Annotated in this window: 22 protein-coding genes; 9 read left to right on the plus strand and 13 right to left on the minus strand. The window is 63.7% G+C overall.

All coding sequences use genetic code 11. The features are described from left to right. Position 1: 1 nt before the first annotated feature. Genes H7F36_RS01020 through H7F36_RS01030 form a run of 3 tightly spaced genes read right to left on the minus strand, consistent with a single transcriptional unit; the run spans position 2 to position 2,775 of the window. Positions 2–796 carry an ABC transporter permease gene (locus tag H7F36_RS01020; protein WP_187052939.1) on the minus strand — a complete coding sequence of 265 codons (795 nt, stop codon included), beginning with the start codon at positions 794–796 and terminating at the stop codon, positions 2–4. An 18-nt stretch (positions 797–814) separates the two neighbouring features. Then, complete coding sequence (locus H7F36_RS01025) at positions 815–1,684, minus strand: ABC transporter permease (protein WP_187054739.1); 870 nt, start codon at positions 1,682–1,684, stop codon at positions 815–817. A gap of 8 nt (positions 1,685–1,692) precedes the next feature. Further along, positions 1,693–2,775 carry an ABC transporter ATP-binding protein gene (locus H7F36_RS01030; RefSeq protein WP_187052940.1) on the minus strand — a complete coding sequence of 361 codons (1,083 nt, stop codon included), beginning with the start codon at positions 2,773–2,775 and terminating at the stop codon, positions 1,693–1,695. Between the two features lie 170 nt (positions 2,776–2,945). Between H7F36_RS01030 and H7F36_RS01035 the strand changes: the two genes are divergently transcribed. From H7F36_RS01035 to H7F36_RS01045, 3 genes are all read left to right on the plus strand, one after another. Next, positions 2,946–3,764, plus strand: coding sequence for an IclR family transcriptional regulator (locus H7F36_RS01035; RefSeq protein WP_187052941.1), 819 nt, complete (start codon positions 2,946–2,948; stop codon positions 3,762–3,764). 72 nt (positions 3,765–3,836) lie between these two features. Next, on the plus strand, positions 3,837–5,378 hold the full coding sequence (locus H7F36_RS01040) for an aldehyde dehydrogenase family protein (RefSeq protein WP_187052942.1): 1,542 nt from the start codon (positions 3,837–3,839) through the stop codon (positions 5,376–5,378). A 4-nt stretch (positions 5,379–5,382) separates the two neighbouring features. Further along, the gene (locus tag H7F36_RS01045; protein WP_187052943.1) at positions 5,383–6,345 is read left to right on the plus strand and encodes a 2-hydroxyacid dehydrogenase; all 963 of its coding nucleotides are present in this window, start codon (positions 5,383–5,385) and stop codon (positions 6,343–6,345) included. Here H7F36_RS01045 and H7F36_RS01050 read toward each other — a convergent pair. The 5 genes from H7F36_RS01050 to H7F36_RS01070 all read right to left on the minus strand — a co-directional run bounded on the left by H7F36_RS01050 (position 6,339) and on the right by H7F36_RS01070 (position 8,548). Next, the gene (locus tag H7F36_RS01050; RefSeq protein ID WP_187052944.1) at positions 6,339–6,656 is read right to left on the minus strand and encodes a hypothetical protein; all 318 of its coding nucleotides are present in this window, start codon (positions 6,654–6,656) and stop codon (positions 6,339–6,341) included. The two genes, H7F36_RS01045 and H7F36_RS01050, sit on opposite strands and share 7 nt — an antisense overlap. Before the next feature lie 77 nt (positions 6,657–6,733). Beyond that, a complete protein-coding gene (locus H7F36_RS01055; protein ID WP_187052945.1) occupies positions 6,734–7,684 on the minus strand; it encodes a hypothetical protein in 951 nt (316 codons plus the stop codon). A gap of 65 nt (positions 7,685–7,749) precedes the next feature. Next, complete coding sequence (locus H7F36_RS01060; RefSeq protein ID WP_187052946.1) at positions 7,750–7,977, minus strand: hypothetical protein; 228 nt, start codon at positions 7,975–7,977, stop codon at positions 7,750–7,752. Between the two features lie 107 nt (positions 7,978–8,084). Next, positions 8,085–8,240, minus strand: a complete 156-nt coding sequence (locus H7F36_RS01065) for a hypothetical protein (protein ID WP_187052947.1) — start codon at positions 8,238–8,240, stop codon at positions 8,085–8,087. Then, complete coding sequence (locus H7F36_RS01070; protein ID WP_187052948.1) at positions 8,237–8,548, minus strand: hypothetical protein; 312 nt, start codon at positions 8,546–8,548, stop codon at positions 8,237–8,239. Before H7F36_RS01070 ends, H7F36_RS01065 begins: the two co-directional genes overlap by 4 nt. Positions 8,549–8,779: 231 nt before the next feature. Here H7F36_RS01070 and speB point away from each other — a divergent pair, with 231 nt between their 5' ends. After that, a complete protein-coding gene (speB, locus tag H7F36_RS01075) occupies positions 8,780–9,790 on the plus strand; it encodes an agmatinase (protein ID WP_187052949.1) in 1,011 nt (336 codons plus the stop codon). A 353-nt stretch (positions 9,791–10,143) separates the two neighbouring features. After that, complete coding sequence (locus tag H7F36_RS01080) at positions 10,144–10,518, plus strand: glutaredoxin domain-containing protein (protein WP_187052950.1); 375 nt, start codon at positions 10,144–10,146, stop codon at positions 10,516–10,518. Positions 10,519–10,552: 34 nt separating this feature from the next. On the opposite strand, the gene H7F36_RS01085 is transcribed toward H7F36_RS01080, so the two are convergent. Then, entirely contained in the window at positions 10,553–10,756 is a 204-nt protein-coding gene (locus H7F36_RS01085; protein WP_187052951.1) for a hypothetical protein, read from the minus strand. 103 nt (positions 10,757–10,859) lie between these two features. After that, positions 10,860–11,264, minus strand: coding sequence for a DUF4174 domain-containing protein (locus H7F36_RS01090; protein ID WP_261802455.1), 405 nt, complete (start codon positions 11,262–11,264; stop codon positions 10,860–10,862). 168 nt (positions 11,265–11,432) lie between these two features. Here H7F36_RS01090 and H7F36_RS01095 point away from each other — a divergent pair, with 168 nt between their 5' ends. Further along, positions 11,433–11,690: a hypothetical protein gene (locus H7F36_RS01095; RefSeq protein ID WP_187052953.1), complete on the plus strand. Its 258-nt coding sequence runs from the start codon at positions 11,433–11,435 to the stop codon at positions 11,688–11,690. A gap of 67 nt (positions 11,691–11,757) precedes the next feature. On the opposite strand, the gene H7F36_RS01100 is transcribed toward H7F36_RS01095, so the two are convergent. From H7F36_RS01100 to H7F36_RS01110, 3 genes are all read right to left on the minus strand, one after another. Next, positions 11,758–12,432 (minus strand): response regulator transcription factor, encoded by a 675-nt coding sequence (locus H7F36_RS01100; RefSeq protein WP_261802456.1) that lies wholly within the window; start codon positions 12,430–12,432, stop codon positions 11,758–11,760. A gap of 73 nt (positions 12,433–12,505) precedes the next feature. Beyond that, complete coding sequence (locus tag H7F36_RS01105; RefSeq protein ID WP_187052954.1) at positions 12,506–12,994, minus strand: hypothetical protein; 489 nt, start codon at positions 12,992–12,994, stop codon at positions 12,506–12,508. 249 nt (positions 12,995–13,243) lie between these two features. Continuing rightward, the gene (locus tag H7F36_RS01110) at positions 13,244–13,486 is read right to left on the minus strand and encodes a hypothetical protein (RefSeq protein ID WP_187052955.1); all 243 of its coding nucleotides are present in this window, start codon (positions 13,484–13,486) and stop codon (positions 13,244–13,246) included. A 187-nt stretch (positions 13,487–13,673) separates the two neighbouring features. Here H7F36_RS01110 and H7F36_RS21980 point away from each other — a divergent pair, with 187 nt between their 5' ends. The 3 genes from H7F36_RS21980 (at position 13,674) to H7F36_RS01120 (ending at position 16,158) form a co-directional block, all read left to right on the plus strand. After that, positions 13,674–13,946 carry a hypothetical protein gene (locus H7F36_RS21980; RefSeq protein ID WP_222620419.1) on the plus strand — a complete coding sequence of 91 codons (273 nt, stop codon included), beginning with the start codon at positions 13,674–13,676 and terminating at the stop codon, positions 13,944–13,946. 18 nt (positions 13,947–13,964) lie between these two features. Further along, positions 13,965–14,831, plus strand: a complete 867-nt coding sequence (locus H7F36_RS01115; RefSeq protein WP_222620420.1) for a DUF6502 family protein — start codon at positions 13,965–13,967, stop codon at positions 14,829–14,831. 259 nt (positions 14,832–15,090) lie between these two features. Beyond that, positions 15,091–16,158 carry a DUF5666 domain-containing protein gene (locus H7F36_RS01120; RefSeq protein WP_261802457.1) on the plus strand — a complete coding sequence of 356 codons (1,068 nt, stop codon included), beginning with the start codon at positions 15,091–15,093 and terminating at the stop codon, positions 16,156–16,158. Positions 16,159–16,176: the final 18 nt, after the last annotated feature.

Consider the following 16,176-nt stretch of genomic DNA (forward strand, 5'->3'; position numbering starts at 1 on the left):
GCTAGCGACGCCCCACCAGCACGCGGTCGAGCCCATACACGCGGTCGAGCAGGATCATCGCGACTGCAGTCACCGCCACCATCAGTGCCGACACCGCCGCCATCAGCGGATCGATCGATTCGGTCGCGTACATGTACATGCGCACCGGCAAGGTCACGGTGCTGGGCGAGGTGACGAAGATAGACATGGTCACTTCGTCGAAGCTGTTGATGAACGCCAGCATCCAGCCACCCGTCACGCCCGGCAGGATCATCGGCAGCGTGATGCGCGTGAAGACGGTGGCTTGCGTCGCCCCGAGCGACAGTGCCGCCTGCTCGGTGCTGCGGTCGAAGCCGACCAGCGCCGCGACGACCAGCCGCAGCGTGTACGGCGTGACGATCAGCGCATGCGCCATCACCAGGAAGCCGAAGCTGCCGGTGCCGCCGACCAAGGCGAAGAGCCGCAGCAGCGCCACGCCGAGCACCAGGTGCGGAATGATCAACGGCGACAAAAACAGCGCGTTGAGGAAGTCGCGGCCCGGAAATTCATAGCGCGTGATCGCCATGCCCGCAGGCACCGCCAGCAGCGTCGCGATAGTGGCCGACGCCAGCGCCAGCCACAGGCTGTTCCAGAACGACTGCATGAAGTCCGGGTGCGCGAACACCGCGCGAAACCAGCGCAGCGAGAATTCGGTCGTCGGCAGCGTGAGCGTGTTTTCTGGCGTGAAGGCGACGACGCACACCACCACCAGCGGCGCCAGCATGAAGGCGATGACCAGCGCGTTGAACGCGAGGGCGAAGGGTCCGTTCTTGGTCATGGGAGCGTGGAGTTCATATCAACCCAAGGACTTCTTGTAGCGGCCTTCGACCAGCCGGTTGTAGCTCAGCATGACCACAAGATTGGCGACCAGCAGCACCAACGCGACAGCGGCGCCGAGCGGCCAGTTGAGTTCGTGCAGGTACTCGTCGTAGACGACCGTCGCGACCATCTTCAGCCGGCGCCCGCCGAGCAAACCAGGGATCGCGAAGGAACTGGCAGACAACCCGAACACGATCAGGCTCCCCGACAGAATGCCCGGCATCACCTGCGGCAGCACGATGCGGCGCAGCGTGGTGAAGGGCGATGCCTTGAGCGACAGCGCAGCGTTTTCGACGCCCGGATCCAGCTTCTGCAGCGAGGTCCACACCGGGATGACCATGAAGGGCAGCATCACGTGCACCAGCGCGATGACGACTGCGGTCTCGGTGTAGAGCATCTTGATAGGCCCGATGCCGACAAGGCCGAGCAACCCGTTCACCAGGCCTTCAGGGCCGAGCAGCATGCTCCAGCCGAACGCGCGCACCACGACCGACACGAGCAGCGGCGCCAGCACTACCAGCAGCAGGATCGAGCGCCACGGGTTGCGCATGCGGCTGAGCACGTAGGCTTCCGGCGTGCCGATCGCTACGCAGATCAGCGCCACCAGCCCGGAAATCCAAAAGGTGCGCCAGAAGATGCCGTAGTAATAGCTGTCGGTAAAAATCAGTGCGTAGTGCGCCAGCGTGAACTCGCCGGCCTTCGGTCCAGTGACCGGGTCGTAAACGTTGAACGACAGCACCGCGGTGAGCACCAACGGCACCACGAGCAGCGCGGCGAACAGCAGCAGCGCCGGCCCTGACAGCCACCACGGCGTGGCTTTGCTGCGCCCCTTGTTCGGCAGGCTCATCGTCTGGCTCACGCTGCGACCTCGGCGACCACCGTTTCGTCATCGGCCGGCAGCAACCGCGTGCAATGGTCCGGCCAGTCGACAGCGGCGCGCGCGCCCTCTTCCAATGCGTCGCGGCCATCGTTCGGGCACAGCACCATCAGGTCACCGATGGGCGTGGCGACGCGATAGAGCCATTGGCTGCCGAGAAAGAAGCGCTCGCCGACTTCGCCATCGAGACGGCCGCTGCCCGACGCCACCAGTTGCAGCTTTTCCGGACGCACGCTGAGCAGAACGGACGCCCCGGCGCGGAACCCGGTGTCGGCCACATCGACGCTCAATGCGCCGATCCGCACGGTTTGCCTCGGGCTGTCGCCGCTGATTCGGCCTTCGAGCAGGTTGGCCTTGCCGACGAAGGTCGAGATGAAGCGCGTGCGCGGATGCTCGTAGACGTTGTGCGGATGGTCGATCTGCGTGGCGCGGCCGCCTTCCATGACGACGACGCGATCGCTGATCGACATCGCTTCGCTTTGGTCGTGCGTGACCATGACGGTGGTGGTGCCGACCTTGCGCTGGATCTGGCGCAGTTCGAACTGCATTTCCTCACGCAGCTTGGCGTCGAGGTTCGACAGCGGCTCATCGAGCAGCAGGACAGGCGGCTCGATCACCAGGGCACGCGCCAGCGCCACGCGCTGCCGTTGTCCGCCGGACAACTCGCGCGGGTACTTGTCGGCGTGCGCTTCGAGGTGCACCAGGCCCAGCGCATCGCGCACCCGCTCGCGCCTTTCGGACTTCGGCAATTTGCGCATCTCCAGCCCGAAGCTGACGTTGTCGCGCACCGTCATGTGCGGGAAGAGCGCGTAAGTCTGAAACACGATGCCGAGGCCGCGCGTGTTGGCCTTGGCATGGGTGATGTCGCGGCCGTCGAGTTCGATGCGGCCTTGTGTCACCGCCTCGAAGCCGGCGACCATCTGGAGCGTGGTGGTCTTGCCGCAACCGGACGGCCCGAGCAGCGAGACGAACTCGCCCTTCTCGACCGACAGGTTCATCGAAGACACGGCGCAGGTATCGCCGTAGAACTTGGTGACGCCCGTGAGTTGCAGGAAAGACATGCCGACCTCCTTTTCATCTGCTTCCGCCGTGGTGGCGGAAGTTACGCAATCTATTGCAAGGAATGCGCCCTAAGCGCTCGGGTATTCCATAGAATAGAATCTTTCTTTTATTTATTCCGTTAAATGGAATAAATAGAGCATTAAAAGATAAAACTATTCCGCGCAACGACATGACAGAACCCATAGCGTCGACGGCTGCAGTGCCTCGACTGTTTTCGGTGATCCGCGCGCTCACCGAGGTGCACCCGGATGGGGGCCGCGTGACCCAGATCGCGCGCAGCGTCGGGCTGACCCAGGCCACGGCGCACCGTTTGCTGCAGTCGCTGGTGGCAGAGGGCATCGTCGAGCAAGACGCGCGCAGCAAGCTGTATCGGCTCGGCATCGAGTTCTTCGCCATGGCGGCGCACGCCGGCAATCCGGGCGACCTTCGCACGCTGTGCCGACCTGCCCTGTTGCGCCTGTGCGCAAGCCTCGGCGACAGCATCTTTCTGCTGGCACGCAGCAACTTCGACGCGATCTGCCTGGACCGCAGCGAAGGTCCGTTTCCCATTCGCTCTTTTTCCGGCGACATCGGTGGGCGCGTGGCACTCGGCGTCGGCCAGGGCGCGATGGCCATCCTGGCGTTCTTGCCCGAGGCCGAGCGTGAAGAAGTCATCCGCTTCAACCTGTCGCGGCTGCGCGAGTACGGCATCCACGACGAGGTCTATCTGCGCACCGAAATCGACCGGGTGCGGCAAGCCGGTTTTGCCGCTCGCAACGCAGGGCTGCTCGACGGCATGGCCGGTGTCGCGGTGCCGATCCTCGATCGCGAAGGCCGCGCCGTCGCCGCGCTGGCCGTCGGCACGATCGCCGACCGGCTGAATGCCGACCGCCTGCCGACCGTGGTTGAACTGCTCAAGCGCGAGGCGGTCGCGATCGGGCCGAAGATCAATCCGTTCGATCCCACCTTGCGCCGGCCCTCGCAGATCCTGGCCAATGCGTCTGCTTGATGCCGCGAATGCAGCCGATACGCCCTCCTCACGTGTCTTCGTCCTCCACCTATGCCTCCACTTTTTGACGCCATGACCCAAGCCCAAAGCTCCCCTGCATCCGCTCTTTCCGAAGAAGTCGCAGCCCTGCTGGAGCGCCTCGGCGTGCCGCGCGCCGCAACCGTCGGTGGCGATCTTCCAGCACGTTCGCCCGTTACCGGCGAGACCATCGCCGCGGTCACGCAAAGCTCGTCAGCCGGGGCGACTGCCGCCATCGGGCGCGCCCACGCGGCCTTTCTGGAATGGCGCAAGGTGCCGGCACCACGCCGCGGTGAACTGGTCCGCCTGCTGGGCGAAGAACTGCGCACGGCCAAGACCGATCTCGGCCGGCTCGTGACCATCGAAGTCGGCAAGGTGCCATCCGAAGGCGCCGGCGAAGTGCAGGAAATGATCGATATCTGCGACTTCGCGGTCGGCCTGTCACGCCAGCTCTACGGCCTGACGATCGCCACCGAGCGCGCACAGCATCGGATGATGGAAACGTGGCATCCGCTGGGTGTTTGCGGCGTCATATCGGCCTTCAACTTTCCGGTGGCCGTTTGGTCGTGGAATGCAGCGCTGGCGCTGGTGTGCGGCGATGCAGTGGTGTGGAAGCCTTCGGAGAAAACGCCGCTGACCGCGCTGGCCGTGCATGCCATCGCGCAACGCGCCCTCGCACGCTTCGGTGACGCACCAGTCGGCCTGCTCGAGTTGCTGATCGGGCAGCGCGACATCGGTGAAACACTGGTCGACGATGCGCGCGTGGCGGTGCTTTCCGCCACCGGCTCGACCGCCATGGGGCGCAAGGTCGGCCCGCGCGTGGCCGCCCGTTTCGCGCGCGCCATCCTCGAGCTCGGCGGCAACAACGCCGCCATCGTCGCGCCATCGGCCGACCTCGACCTCACGCTGCGCGGCGTCGCGTTCTCTGCCATGGGCACGGCCGGCCAGCGCTGCACCTCGCTGCGTCGCCTGTTCGTGCACGACAGCATCTACGACGCTTTCGTGCCGCGCCTGGCCAAGGTGTATGCCAGCGTTCAGGTCGGCGACCCGCGCGAGCCCGGCACGCTGGTCGGTCCGCTGATCGACGCTGCGGCCTTTGCCGGCATGCAGGCAGCGCTGCACGAGAGCCGCGCTGCCGGCGCCATCGTGCATGGCGGCGAACGCGTGACCAGCATTGGCGGGGCCGACGCTTTTTATGCGCGCCCGGCTCTGGTCGAGTTGAAAGCACATGAGGGCGCCGTGCTGCGCGAAACCTTCGCGCCCATCCTCTACGTGGTGCGCTACGAAAACATGGACGAGGCCATTGCCTGGAACAACGCGGTCGGCGCCGGCCTGTCGTCTTCCATCTTCACGCTCGACATGCGCGAGGCCGAGCGCTTCATGTCGAGCGCCGGTTCGGACTGCGGCATCGCCAACGTCAACATCGGACCGAGCGGTGCCGAAATCGGCGGCGCTTTCGGCGGCGAAAAGGAAACCGGTGGCGGCCGCGAGGCCGGCGGCGACAGCTGGAAGGCGTACATGCGGCGTGCCACCAACACGATCAACTATTCGACCGAATTGCCACTCGCGCAGGGCGTGACGTTCGACATCGGCTGAGCCCATGGCAGCAGGTCACGAAGCGAAGCGCGTCCTCGTCGTCAAGTCCGGCGGCGAAGCAGCGGTAGCCGAATGGCGCAGGCACTTTCAAGCCGTTGCGCCGCATATCGACGTGCACTGGTGGGACGACGCATCGGTGTCGCCGGAGCGAGTGGACTACGCGCTGGTCTGGGAGCCGGAGCCGGGCCGCCTGGCTGCGATGCCGAATCTGCGGGCGACGCTCAGCAGCGCCGCCGGCGTAGAGCACATCACCGCCGACCCCGCCTGGCCCCGCCACTTGCCGCTGCTCCGCGCTGCCACGCCCGAAGCGTCGCAGCGTATGAGTGAGTACGTTTGCATGGCCGTGCTGGCGTTGCTGCGCGACTTGAAGCGAATGGTGCGGCAGCAGGCCGTGCATCGATGGGACATGTTCACGACGGAGCGCGCCGCGACCGACACCTGCGTCGGCATCCTCGGGCTCGGCGCGATGGGCGCGCACACGGCGCAAATGGTGCGGGGGCTGGGCTTCGAGGTGATCGGCTGGTCACGCAGCCGCAAGGCGCTCGACGGCATCGAATGCCATGCGGGTGACGATGAGCTGCCAGCCTTTTTCGAGCGCTGCGATGTACTGGTTTGCCTGCTGCCGGCGACGCCTGAAACCGAAGGCATCCTCAGCGCGAAAACGTTCGCCCTGTTGCCCAAAGGTGCGGGCCTGGTCCACGTTGGCCGCGGGTCGCATCTGCGCTACGACGATCTGGCTGCGGCGCTCGATGCGTCGCACCTGTGCGGCGCCTTCATCGACGTGTTCGAAGAGGAGCCGTTGCGGTCAGACCATCCAGCCTGGGCACACGACAAGATCTTCGTCACGCCGCATGTTGGCGCCATGGCTTCACGGCGCGCACGCGCTGTTTTCTTTGCGACGCAGATTGCGAAGTTCGAGCGGGGCGAGACGCCCGATGGGCTGTACGAGCCGGCCAGGGGTTACTGAAAAACAGTCCGGCGCCGGTACGCGGCCACGCAGCGCCAGACGAACCAGAGCAGCGTCACGTTCAGGCAGACACCGCCCACCACGAAGAAGCCGGCGCGTTCGGCAAAGCCGGGGGCTTGGTCCAGTGTCAACAGCACCAGCGACCACGGCAGGGCGCAAAGAATCGCAGCGCTCAGCAACCAGCTTTCTTCGTTCGGCGTCAGCAGTGCAGCAACCACCAGCACGCCGGCCAGTGCCGTGACAGTGACGCCGAGAGCCACGGTCAGCCACCAGTTACGACGCTGCCAAAAGGGTGATTGCGCAAGAACCATGAACAGAATTCTGCCCCGCGATGCATGCCGTGTCTGCGTAATTTGACACGTCTGGCCGGAGTTGCGTGCAAGCGTTTTCAGGGCACCACAGTTTTGCCGGCAGCCGCATGGGCAACGGCGTTGCCGGGCTGATTCGCCTCTGCGTTTTCGGCGTTCTGCGCGTCTCTTGCTTCCTTCAGTCGCCGAAGTTCCTGCATCTCCTGCTCGGTGTGCTCCAGCACCGGCTCTGCCACGAAAAAGACGTTGGCGATGTCGGAACTGGTCAAAAACAGGAAGCTCAGGCCGGCATCCAACTCGGCCGGCGGGATGTCTTGCACGGCGATGGCTTCCATCGAGCCCGCGTCGCCGATCCTGATGTGCCCCTTCTTCGGGTACCGGAGCACCAGCTGGCTGATCGTTCCGTCGGTCTTGACGAAAAAATCCTCGACCACGCCGGTGTAGATGAGCACGGCTCCGCTCGTATCGCCGGACTTGGTCAACACATTGGCCCGGACCCGCTTCGCCTTCTTCGAGCCGCCTGCATGACGCCGCCCCTCGTTGAGCGAATACATCCAGCGATGGCGCGCGAAGCGCCGCATCGCCCGCAGTTGCATGACCATGCCGGCGGCCAGCCCGAGCAGCGCGCCGGTCACGGTGACGACGAAGAAATACGCCGTGATCTGGACAGCGTTTTCGTCAACCATCTTGCTGGTGGAAGCGAGCGTGCCGCGAATGGCCGACAACGTCTGCGGCGTGTCGCTCAGCCGGGGCGGCGCCGGCAGGCTGTCGATGCGCAGCAGCGGAATGAACTCGTCGAGCGCGACACAGCGCGCACCGAGGATTTCAGACCGGCACAGCCAGCCATTGATGGCGATATACCAGCCAGCGTGCACGAGAAAGGCCACGCCGACGACGATTGCGAGCTGCCCGAGCGGGCTGATGGGCGTCGCCTCGCGCGTGACCTGGTCGGGCAGATAGAACCCGAAGAAGAACGCAAAGCCCGGCAACAGAAGCACGACGACAACGACGGTTGCCCAGGCAAGCGACATGAGCGGAGGCGGGGTGCGGAGGCTAAAAAGGAACGGGGCGCGCGAGCCGGTCGAAAAGCTCGGGGCTAGACCGGTGCGACTGCCATCGCGAGCGGCACGTCGAGCACTCGCGAACGGAGTGCTGCCTGGCTTTTGCGCGCTGCCAGCAATTCGTCGATTTCCTTGATGACCTGTGGCAGCCTCACGCTGTCGCGCCCCGGTCGGGCCATTACCTCGGACACGATCTCGCTGCTGCCGGCGTAGCCGATCAACAGGTCGAAAACCTCGTCGTCGGTGTCAGTGAGAAATCTCATCGAATGCGCTCTCCGGTTCGTACATGCCCGGAATGTAGAGCCTCGGGCGCATGAGTTCAAGAGCGCAGTGTGTCAGGCGCTCGGCATCGCCTCATGGACTCAGAGCTTCAGAGCTTTTTCTTGACGAAGCCGGCCGCGTTTTCGTCAGCGCCGGCCTCACCCTCGTCCGAGTGAGGATTCGTCGGATCCTCGTCTGTCGGGAACTCCGGCTGCACGGGGAGCTGCGCCGGATCGTCTTCGGAAGGGACTTTGGGCATGTTCATTTGAGGGGGCTCCTTTGTTGCGATAGGTCCGACCCAGTCGGCGTGACCGGTGCCTTCGGCGCCACTGGCGCTACAGGCCGTGGGTCGGTCGAAGCGGGTCCGACGTACTGCTGCGGCGGCGGCTCCGCGCTCGACGCGGCGCCGCACACGCGCTGCACGTCGCGCCAGGCCAGTTCGACGCTGCGCGGTTCGCGAACCGGCGCGCCGTTGACTGCCTGGTAGTTGCTATTGGCCTGCTCGCAGGACAAGGCGGGCCTTGCCGCTGCCGCTGCTGCTGGCGCGGGTTGCGCGGTGGCCGGCTGCGCCATCGCGATAGCGAGCAGACCGCCGAGTAGTGAGCCTGGTGCAAAGATGCAGCGCCGATGCTGCCCGGAGATTGAAGAATAAGGAGAAGAACACACAACTCACACGGTAAGCCCGACACCCCAGCAGGCATGTAAGGAGATCGCTTTTCCTCGATGGTGAGTTTTTTTGCCGTTCGCGCCGCCGGCATCTCGGTAGCATGGCGAGAGATTCCCAACCCGTTGCCGAGCCCGCCCATGTCATCGCCCACCTCCACTGTCGCGCCCACTGCCACCACGGCCACGGCCGCCCGCTTCAACCAGCCGCTCGGCGGCGACGTCGTGCCACGCTTCGCCGGCATCGCGTCGATGATGCGATTGCCGATTCAGGAAACCAGCGATGGGCTGGACGCCTGCTTCGTGGGTGTGCCGTTCGATCTTGGCACCTCCAACCGCTCAGGCGCCCGCTTCGGGCCGCGCCAGGTGCGCAGCGAGTCCGTGCTGCTGCGCCCTTACAACATGGCGACGCGCGCCGCGCCCTTCGACTCGCTGCAAGTGGCCGACATAGGCGACGTGGCGACCAACGCGTACAACATCTTCGATTCGATCGAACGCATCGAAACTGCCTACGACCGCATCATCGCCAACGGCTGCCGGCCCATCACCATCGGCGGCGACCACACCATCGCCTGGCCGATCCTGCGCGCGATGCACAAGAAGTACGGCCCGATCGGCGTGGTGCATGTCGATGCGCATGCCGACGTCAACGACACGATGGGTGGCGAAAAGATCGCGCATGGCACCCCCTTTCGTCGTGCGGTCGAAGAAGGCCTGCTCGACTGCGACCGCGTGGTGCAGATCGGCCTGCGCGGCACCGGCTACCACGCCGACGATTTCGACTGGTGCCGCAAACAGGGCTTTCGCGTGGTGCAGGCCGAGGAGTGCTGGCACAAGAGCCTGACGCCGTTGATGAAGGAAGTGAAGGAACGCGTCGCGGGCTTGGCAGGCCAGGGTCCGGTGTACCTGAGTTTCGACATCGACGGGCTCGACCCCGCCTTCGCACCCGGCACCGGCACGCCGGAGATCGGTGGCCTGAGCGTGCACCAAGGCATGGAAATCATCCGCGGCCTGCGCGGGTTGAATATCGTCGGTGCCGATCTGGTCGAAATTTCCCCGCCTTACGACCCGCACGGCACGACCGCTTTGGTCGGTGCCAACCTGGCGTTCGAAATGCTGTGCGTGTTGCCGGGCGTGCAGTATCGGGATTGATGCCGCCCACAACTTCAGGTCGTCAGGTCGTCAGGTCAGCGCTCGACTTCATCGATTACTTGCACTCGGGCGTCCAGTTCTACACACCGGCTTCGACTGCCGACGTGAGCGCGCCGATCGACCTCTGCGGCAAGACCATCGGCACCGCCGCAGCACCGCATTTCCGGCGGAGATCAAGACCTGGAGCGACACCAATTGCGTTGCGGCGGTCAAGGCACCGATCACGGTCGAAGGGCCCTCGCCATCAAGCAAATCGCGATCAACGGCACGCCTGTGCCCTGATGCCGGGCTACGGGGGCTAGCATGGGGCGACAGCTGAAACCATTCGATTCAGCAAACCTCAGAAAGCTTTCATGCCGCGTCCCGTCCTAGATGAAGCCCATATCCATCCCGCTGTGCGCACCGCGATTTCGGAGAGCCGGCAAGGGATCGTGCGCGAAGTGATGGGCGCCATCGCCGCCAATGACATCGTGGTGGTCGGCATGGCGATCAACCCCTATCCGAAGAAGGCACGCAAGCTGCTGGACGAGGCCAGGCAGGCATTCAAGTACCTCGAATACGGCAGCTACCTGAGCGGATGGCGCGACCGCAATGCGCTCAAGATGTGGACCGGCTGGCCGACCTTTCCGATGGTGTTCGTCAAGGGCGTGCTCGTCGGCGGCGCCGATGAGTTGAAGGCCTTGCTCGACAGGGGTGAGTTGAAGGGCATGCTGGACCGCCGGGCCTGAACCTCAGGCTGCCTATCGAGCCCGGGCCGCTCCACTATTTGCAGGCGAACACAATCCCGTTTTCCGCTTGCGCTTTGCCCAGAATGGAAGCGGTCAAGCCGTCCTTCTGGCAGTAAGTTATGGCCTGGTCGTAAAACGGTGCCCGGAACGTGCCTTCACGCAGCGAGATGATCTGGTTGGGCGGTGTACCGCAGCCCGCGATCAGCAGGACGAAAAGATAGAGTGCGAACCGGTTCATCGCAGCATTCTGGCGCACTGGGCCATGGAACGCAGGCCACAACCGACGTTCCAACCTGGAGCAAATAGCCGCGGACCTCTGAATAGCATGGGTCAGCGGACGATCAGCGCTGCCGCATCGGCATGCGATCGATCGTTGCAAATACTTGATCCAGATCGACGTCGTTTCCCTTAACCAGCTTCACGCCGCCGTCCTTGCCGACCAGCACGAAGGTCGGCGGGCCGTGCGGATTGAGTTCGAGCGCGCTTAGCAGGGAACGGGTCTGCTCGCGCGTCATCACCAAGCCGTTTCGTCGACCCTGGCCCGCTTCGACGGTGTAGAGAACCATCTCGCGCTCGACGAACGCTGCGCGAGTCGCGGGGCGTTCCAGCGCTGATTCGACGCGCCGCAGCAGAGCACGATCGGAGGCCGGAACGACAACCACGATCGGCCGCGACTGCCATCGTTCGGCGGCCAGCGGGTTATCGGTGGGTGATGCGGCGTGCGACGGAACAATGGGCAAGACCATTGCAAACGCAATGGCTCGCCACATGGCACCTCCTGGAAGCGGCGATAAACATATCGATTTCATGATGGCGAGGTATAGCGCGCAAGCCTCAGCGCCTGAGTCGGACTATCGCGCGAGTGCGCGCGTACGAGAAACAACACGACGGCAGGCACCGTCATACTCGCCCACATGAACGAACCCGTCAGCCTCCGCACAAAAATTCAGTCCATCCGGGATGCTTCCCTGAAAGAGCCACCCTTTCCGTACAGCCAGGTGCCGCCCCACTTCGACATCGGTGACGTGGCAAGGCTCACGCACAAACCTGCGGGTGATCAGCGGGTTCGCCAGCAACGCATCGAAGCCTGGGTGCGGGACGTGGATGCGACTTGGAAGCGGGTCGCCATCAACCAAGCGGCGGCAGCGAAGGCACCGGGCAAAGTGGACTAGCGCCACGGTGATCGGCAACCATCCCGGACTCTTATTCCACGCTCCGCACATGGGTCAATGGCGGTCCTTAATCGAGCAAGCCGTGTTTTAAAGCGAAGTAAGTCAGGTCGCTGTTGGTCGACAGCTCGAGCTTTCTCACCAATCGCGACCGGTAGAGCGTGACGGTTCTGGCCGAAAGATGAAGCTTCTTTGCGATCACGGCCGGCTTGTCTCCCGCCGCCAGAAGCAGAAGAATCTGAAACTCCCGTTTGGACAGGCGTTGATGGAGTGGCAGGGCCCCCTCGCACAATTCGCGCGCAAAGTGCTGCGACAGCGTTGCACTCAGGTATCTGCGGCCGCTGGCGACGCGACGGATCGCAACGATGAGCTGGTCCGGGTCGCAGGATTTGTGAAGGTATCCATGGGCCCCTTCCTCGAGCAGCTTGCGGGCGTACTGCGCTTCCGGATGGCCACTGAACACCAAAATGGCCATTCCCGGCGCCCTGGACCGAAGCGATCCGATGATGTCGAAGCCGTCCCTTCCGGGCATCGTGAGATCCAGCACCAGCACGTCCAGTGTGTTGCGCGTGGCGAGTTCAAGCGCTTCGAAACCATCGGCGGCTTCACCTCCAATGCAGAGATCCGAGTGTTCCAGCAACCAGTGCCGAAGTGCAGTTCGCACAACTGGGTGGTCGTCCGCGATGCCGATCCTGATCGGGACGCGGGCGACTGGGTCAGCTGCGGCGCCGAAACTGTCATTCACCGCGCATCCCGCCGTGCAAGATTCTCTTGGGGCTAAGCAGACTCGTCATTGCGCGCCGCATGCAGTTCGCATTTCAGTTCGCCAGAACCGGATTGCGGCGCTCTTCGTCGAGACGACGCTGCGCCACCGCTGTCGCGCACTGCATCTGCCGGGCATGGCTCGGCAAAGCACACAGGTTGTTCATGCAGACGGCGCGCATCAGCACATTGCGACCTGCGCAAAGACCAGATGAGTGTTCGCCACCGGAAGGCCTGTAGGAAGTCAATCTGCGAGAGGCGGCCGGCACGGGAGCCACGAGGGGAGCGACATAGCCTTGAGGGCTTCGAGCTTCCACTTTGCCGGGCTCCTGGGCCATAGACACCGGCGCTGCCGACTGAGCCTGCTGCGAGTCGTAGCTTTGCGACCGGTGGTGCAGCGCGTACCAAACGCAAAACGCGATGAACAGCAGCAACGGCACGATCAGCAAGCGTGCCATTACCCGGACGATCGGCGCCAACGGCACGGCGCCCTGCCCTTCATCGCCTGTGCTGGGAGAAGCAGTCGACGACGTTTCGTGAGGCATGTGCACGGTCCCACAAACATCGCACCGCGCCTTGCGAGAACCTGCTGTTCGACAGAATTCGCACACCTGGATCGGCGACCGATCGCGCAGCCACAGCAGTCCAACGAAATCGGTCGGGGCTATGTAAGCGCGCAGCGGGTCTGCAAATGCCGGAAAGGGCCACGTGTGTTCCATGGAATCACTCGACTCAGGCCGAAAAGATGTCCTGGAACCCCGAACGCCCCGGGACACGCTTCAGTGCGCAGGCGTTCATGACCGGCCGCGCTGATAAAGAGGCCGACTGTCGTCCACTCGACGCTCCGCTTCGAGCTCCCCGATGACGGTCTTGCTCCGCGCTACCGCTGCCCGTGCTGCAAGGTCAGGCTCAAACGCGGCCAGAGCCAGAAGTTGTTGCGCTGCGTGCACCAGCCGTGCAATCGCGCCCGCTATCGCATCCGTCGCGCTGTCCAGTAGTGCGTTCAGATTGGGTCGTTCAAACAGCGCAAGCTTCATCGTGGCCTCCGAAGTAAGGTGAGAAATGTGAGGAAGTCACATACTATTGCGATACTTTGGTACTCCATTTGTCAGACATTACGCCGTCGCTTGTAGGTTTTGGGAATTGTTTCAGGCTGATTTACAACAATGTGACAATGTCACATAATTGTTGGTGAACAACGCTTCTGCTAAATCCGGAGACGCCATGAGGGATGACAGTCTGTCGATGGGCGTTGCCTTTTCACACTGGCAACAACTCACCGATGAATATGCGCAATCGCTGCAAGCGCTGGCGCGGGGCGACCGCCATTGCGTCGAGAACCTTGATCGCATCGCGCGTACGCTGCTTCAAAGTCAGGTCGCGCGCGCACCGAAGTCGGCATTGCCTCCGCCAGATAAGCCGTCAACTCGATGGAGGTGTTGGTGCAACGCGTTCGCATCTCTGTACAGGCTGCCGCGCGCGGCGGTTCGTCACTGACATGTGCATGAAGGCACCTTGACCGCCGCCGGCACCCAGGAAGCAGGCGTCGTCGCGCTGGACGCTTGCAGGCGTGTTTTGCGTCCAGTCATCCGGCTTGCACTTTCGCTTGGTTTGAAGCACTCGCACTTGCAACGCCTGCTCACAGAGCTTCTGCTGGACGAGGGGACGCATCTGTGGCGCGAACAAGCTGTGGAACCCAACATTAGCCAGCTGTCCGTAACCACCGGACTCAATCGCAAAGCCATCACGCTCAGAGTACGAACGCCTGCCAAGGATGCCCCGCATACCGAACTGTCGGCGGCGGCCAAGACACTCACACTCTGGGCCCAGCTGCGCGAAGACGATCCCGAACTCCAGTCACTTCCAGTTTCTGCGGATGATGGTTCATTGACGTTTGAAGTCATTGCCCGTCGCGCCAGTCGAGGCAACCTGCACCACCGCGCCATTCTTGAAGAACTTATCCGGCTGGATTTGGTAGCAGTACAAGGCGGCCGGGCGAGCTTGAAGACTTCGAGTTTTGTGCCGCTGGCCGATCTGCGCAGCATGCTTGTCGTGCTCGGAGACAACGCCCACGATCATCTGGCAGCGGCCGTCTCGAATGTGCTGCACGACAATCCGCCCATGCTTGAGCGCGCAATCTATGCGCGCGGACTGACGCCTGAGGCCTGCGAGGCGATCCAACAGTTGGTGCGCACGCGATGGTCTGTGCTTCACCGTGAGCTGGCAGCCACAATGACGCGCGCGGTCGACGCAGACAGCGACGACAAGAGCGCCCGCATTCGTGTCGGCATCTATGCGTTCACGGAAAACAGCAGAGAAGATCCAATAGCGAATGCAATCCGGCCCACGAGCCGACAGCTTGGAGCACCCCGCGATGAATAAAAACATTTGGCAGCCCGTTGTGCTTTTCGCGATAAGCCTTCTCATTGGCTCGTGTGGCGGAGGTGGCAGCGGGGGCTCAGGCGGCATAGGCATTGCGGGCACTGGCACAGCCGTGAACGTGGGCGGTTCAGGCGCTGCGCAAGGCGATGGCGCGGCAAACGCCGGAGGCGCCTCGTCTTCCGGCGCCGCCGGAGGCGTTTCTTCCGCTGCCGCAGCCGGTGGCGATGATGGCTCCGGGGTCGGGTCAGGAGGAACAGGCGTGAGCTCTGCGTCGGCCGCGGGCATCGGTTCGACCGACGGCTTGGGCAGCGTGATTCTCAATGGCGTGCGCTACAACACCGACAGCGCCGTGTTCAACTTGCAGGATGCGCCAGAGCTGCTGCTCGGCATGAGCGTCAAGGTCACTGGTCCGGTCAATAGCAACTTCACCGCGGGCACGGCAGCGACGGTCGAGTCGGCTGCCGACTTGCGCGGAACGGTGTCTAACATCGACTTGGCAAGCAGCACCTTCAGCCTGCTTGGTACCACGGTTTCCACGGACGAGGAGACGGTCTGGGCCGACGCGAGCGGGCTGTCCGGCATTGCGGACGGATCGACCTTGCAGGTCTGGGGTTTGCCCGCAGCGCCTGGCATGCTGCGCGCCACGCGTATCGCTCGAGTCGCTTCCGGAGGCGCGCCCATCCTGACGGGCACCGTGCGAAATCTGGACAAGGTTGCCGGCGTCTTCTCGATCGGCACGTTGAACGTGAACTATGCCAACGCCTTGTTTGTCGGTGGTCTTGATTCAGCAACGCTGGCGAATGGAACGATCGTCCGGGTTCGCGGGGTCGGATTTGCCAGCGCAGGTGCGCTGAATGCAACCGCCCTCCAATCGTGGTATTCGCTTGCGCAGGCAACGGGACAGACGGCGACCCTTGACGGCGTGGTGACCGAATACGCTGGACTGGCGTCCTTGAAGGTACTCGGCGTGCCCGTCGATGCGGGCACAGCGCAGATCACCGGCGGGCCGAGTTCGAGCATTGGCAACGGCGTGAAGCTGGAAGTAGCGGGCGTCTTCTCCGCCGGCATGCTGCGGGCGACGAAGGTGAAGATCCGGCACATTTCCGGCACCGGCGGCCCGTCCTCATTCGCACTCATTGGCACGGTAGGCGGGTTCACCAGCGCGGCGGACTTCAAGGTCCGCGGACAGCCCATCAATGCAAGCGGTCAAAACGTGCTGTTCCAAAACGGCATCGTCGGAAACCTCGGCAACGGCGTCAAGGTGACGGTGACCGGCTCACAGGTTCTGAACGGCGTTCTTCTTGCGAACACGGTGACTTTCAACTGAGCAATTCGGGATGAACCA

It is taken from the genome of Variovorax sp. PAMC28562 (assembly GCF_014303735.1).
Classification (GTDB): Bacteria; Pseudomonadota; Gammaproteobacteria; order Burkholderiales; family Burkholderiaceae_C; genus Variovorax.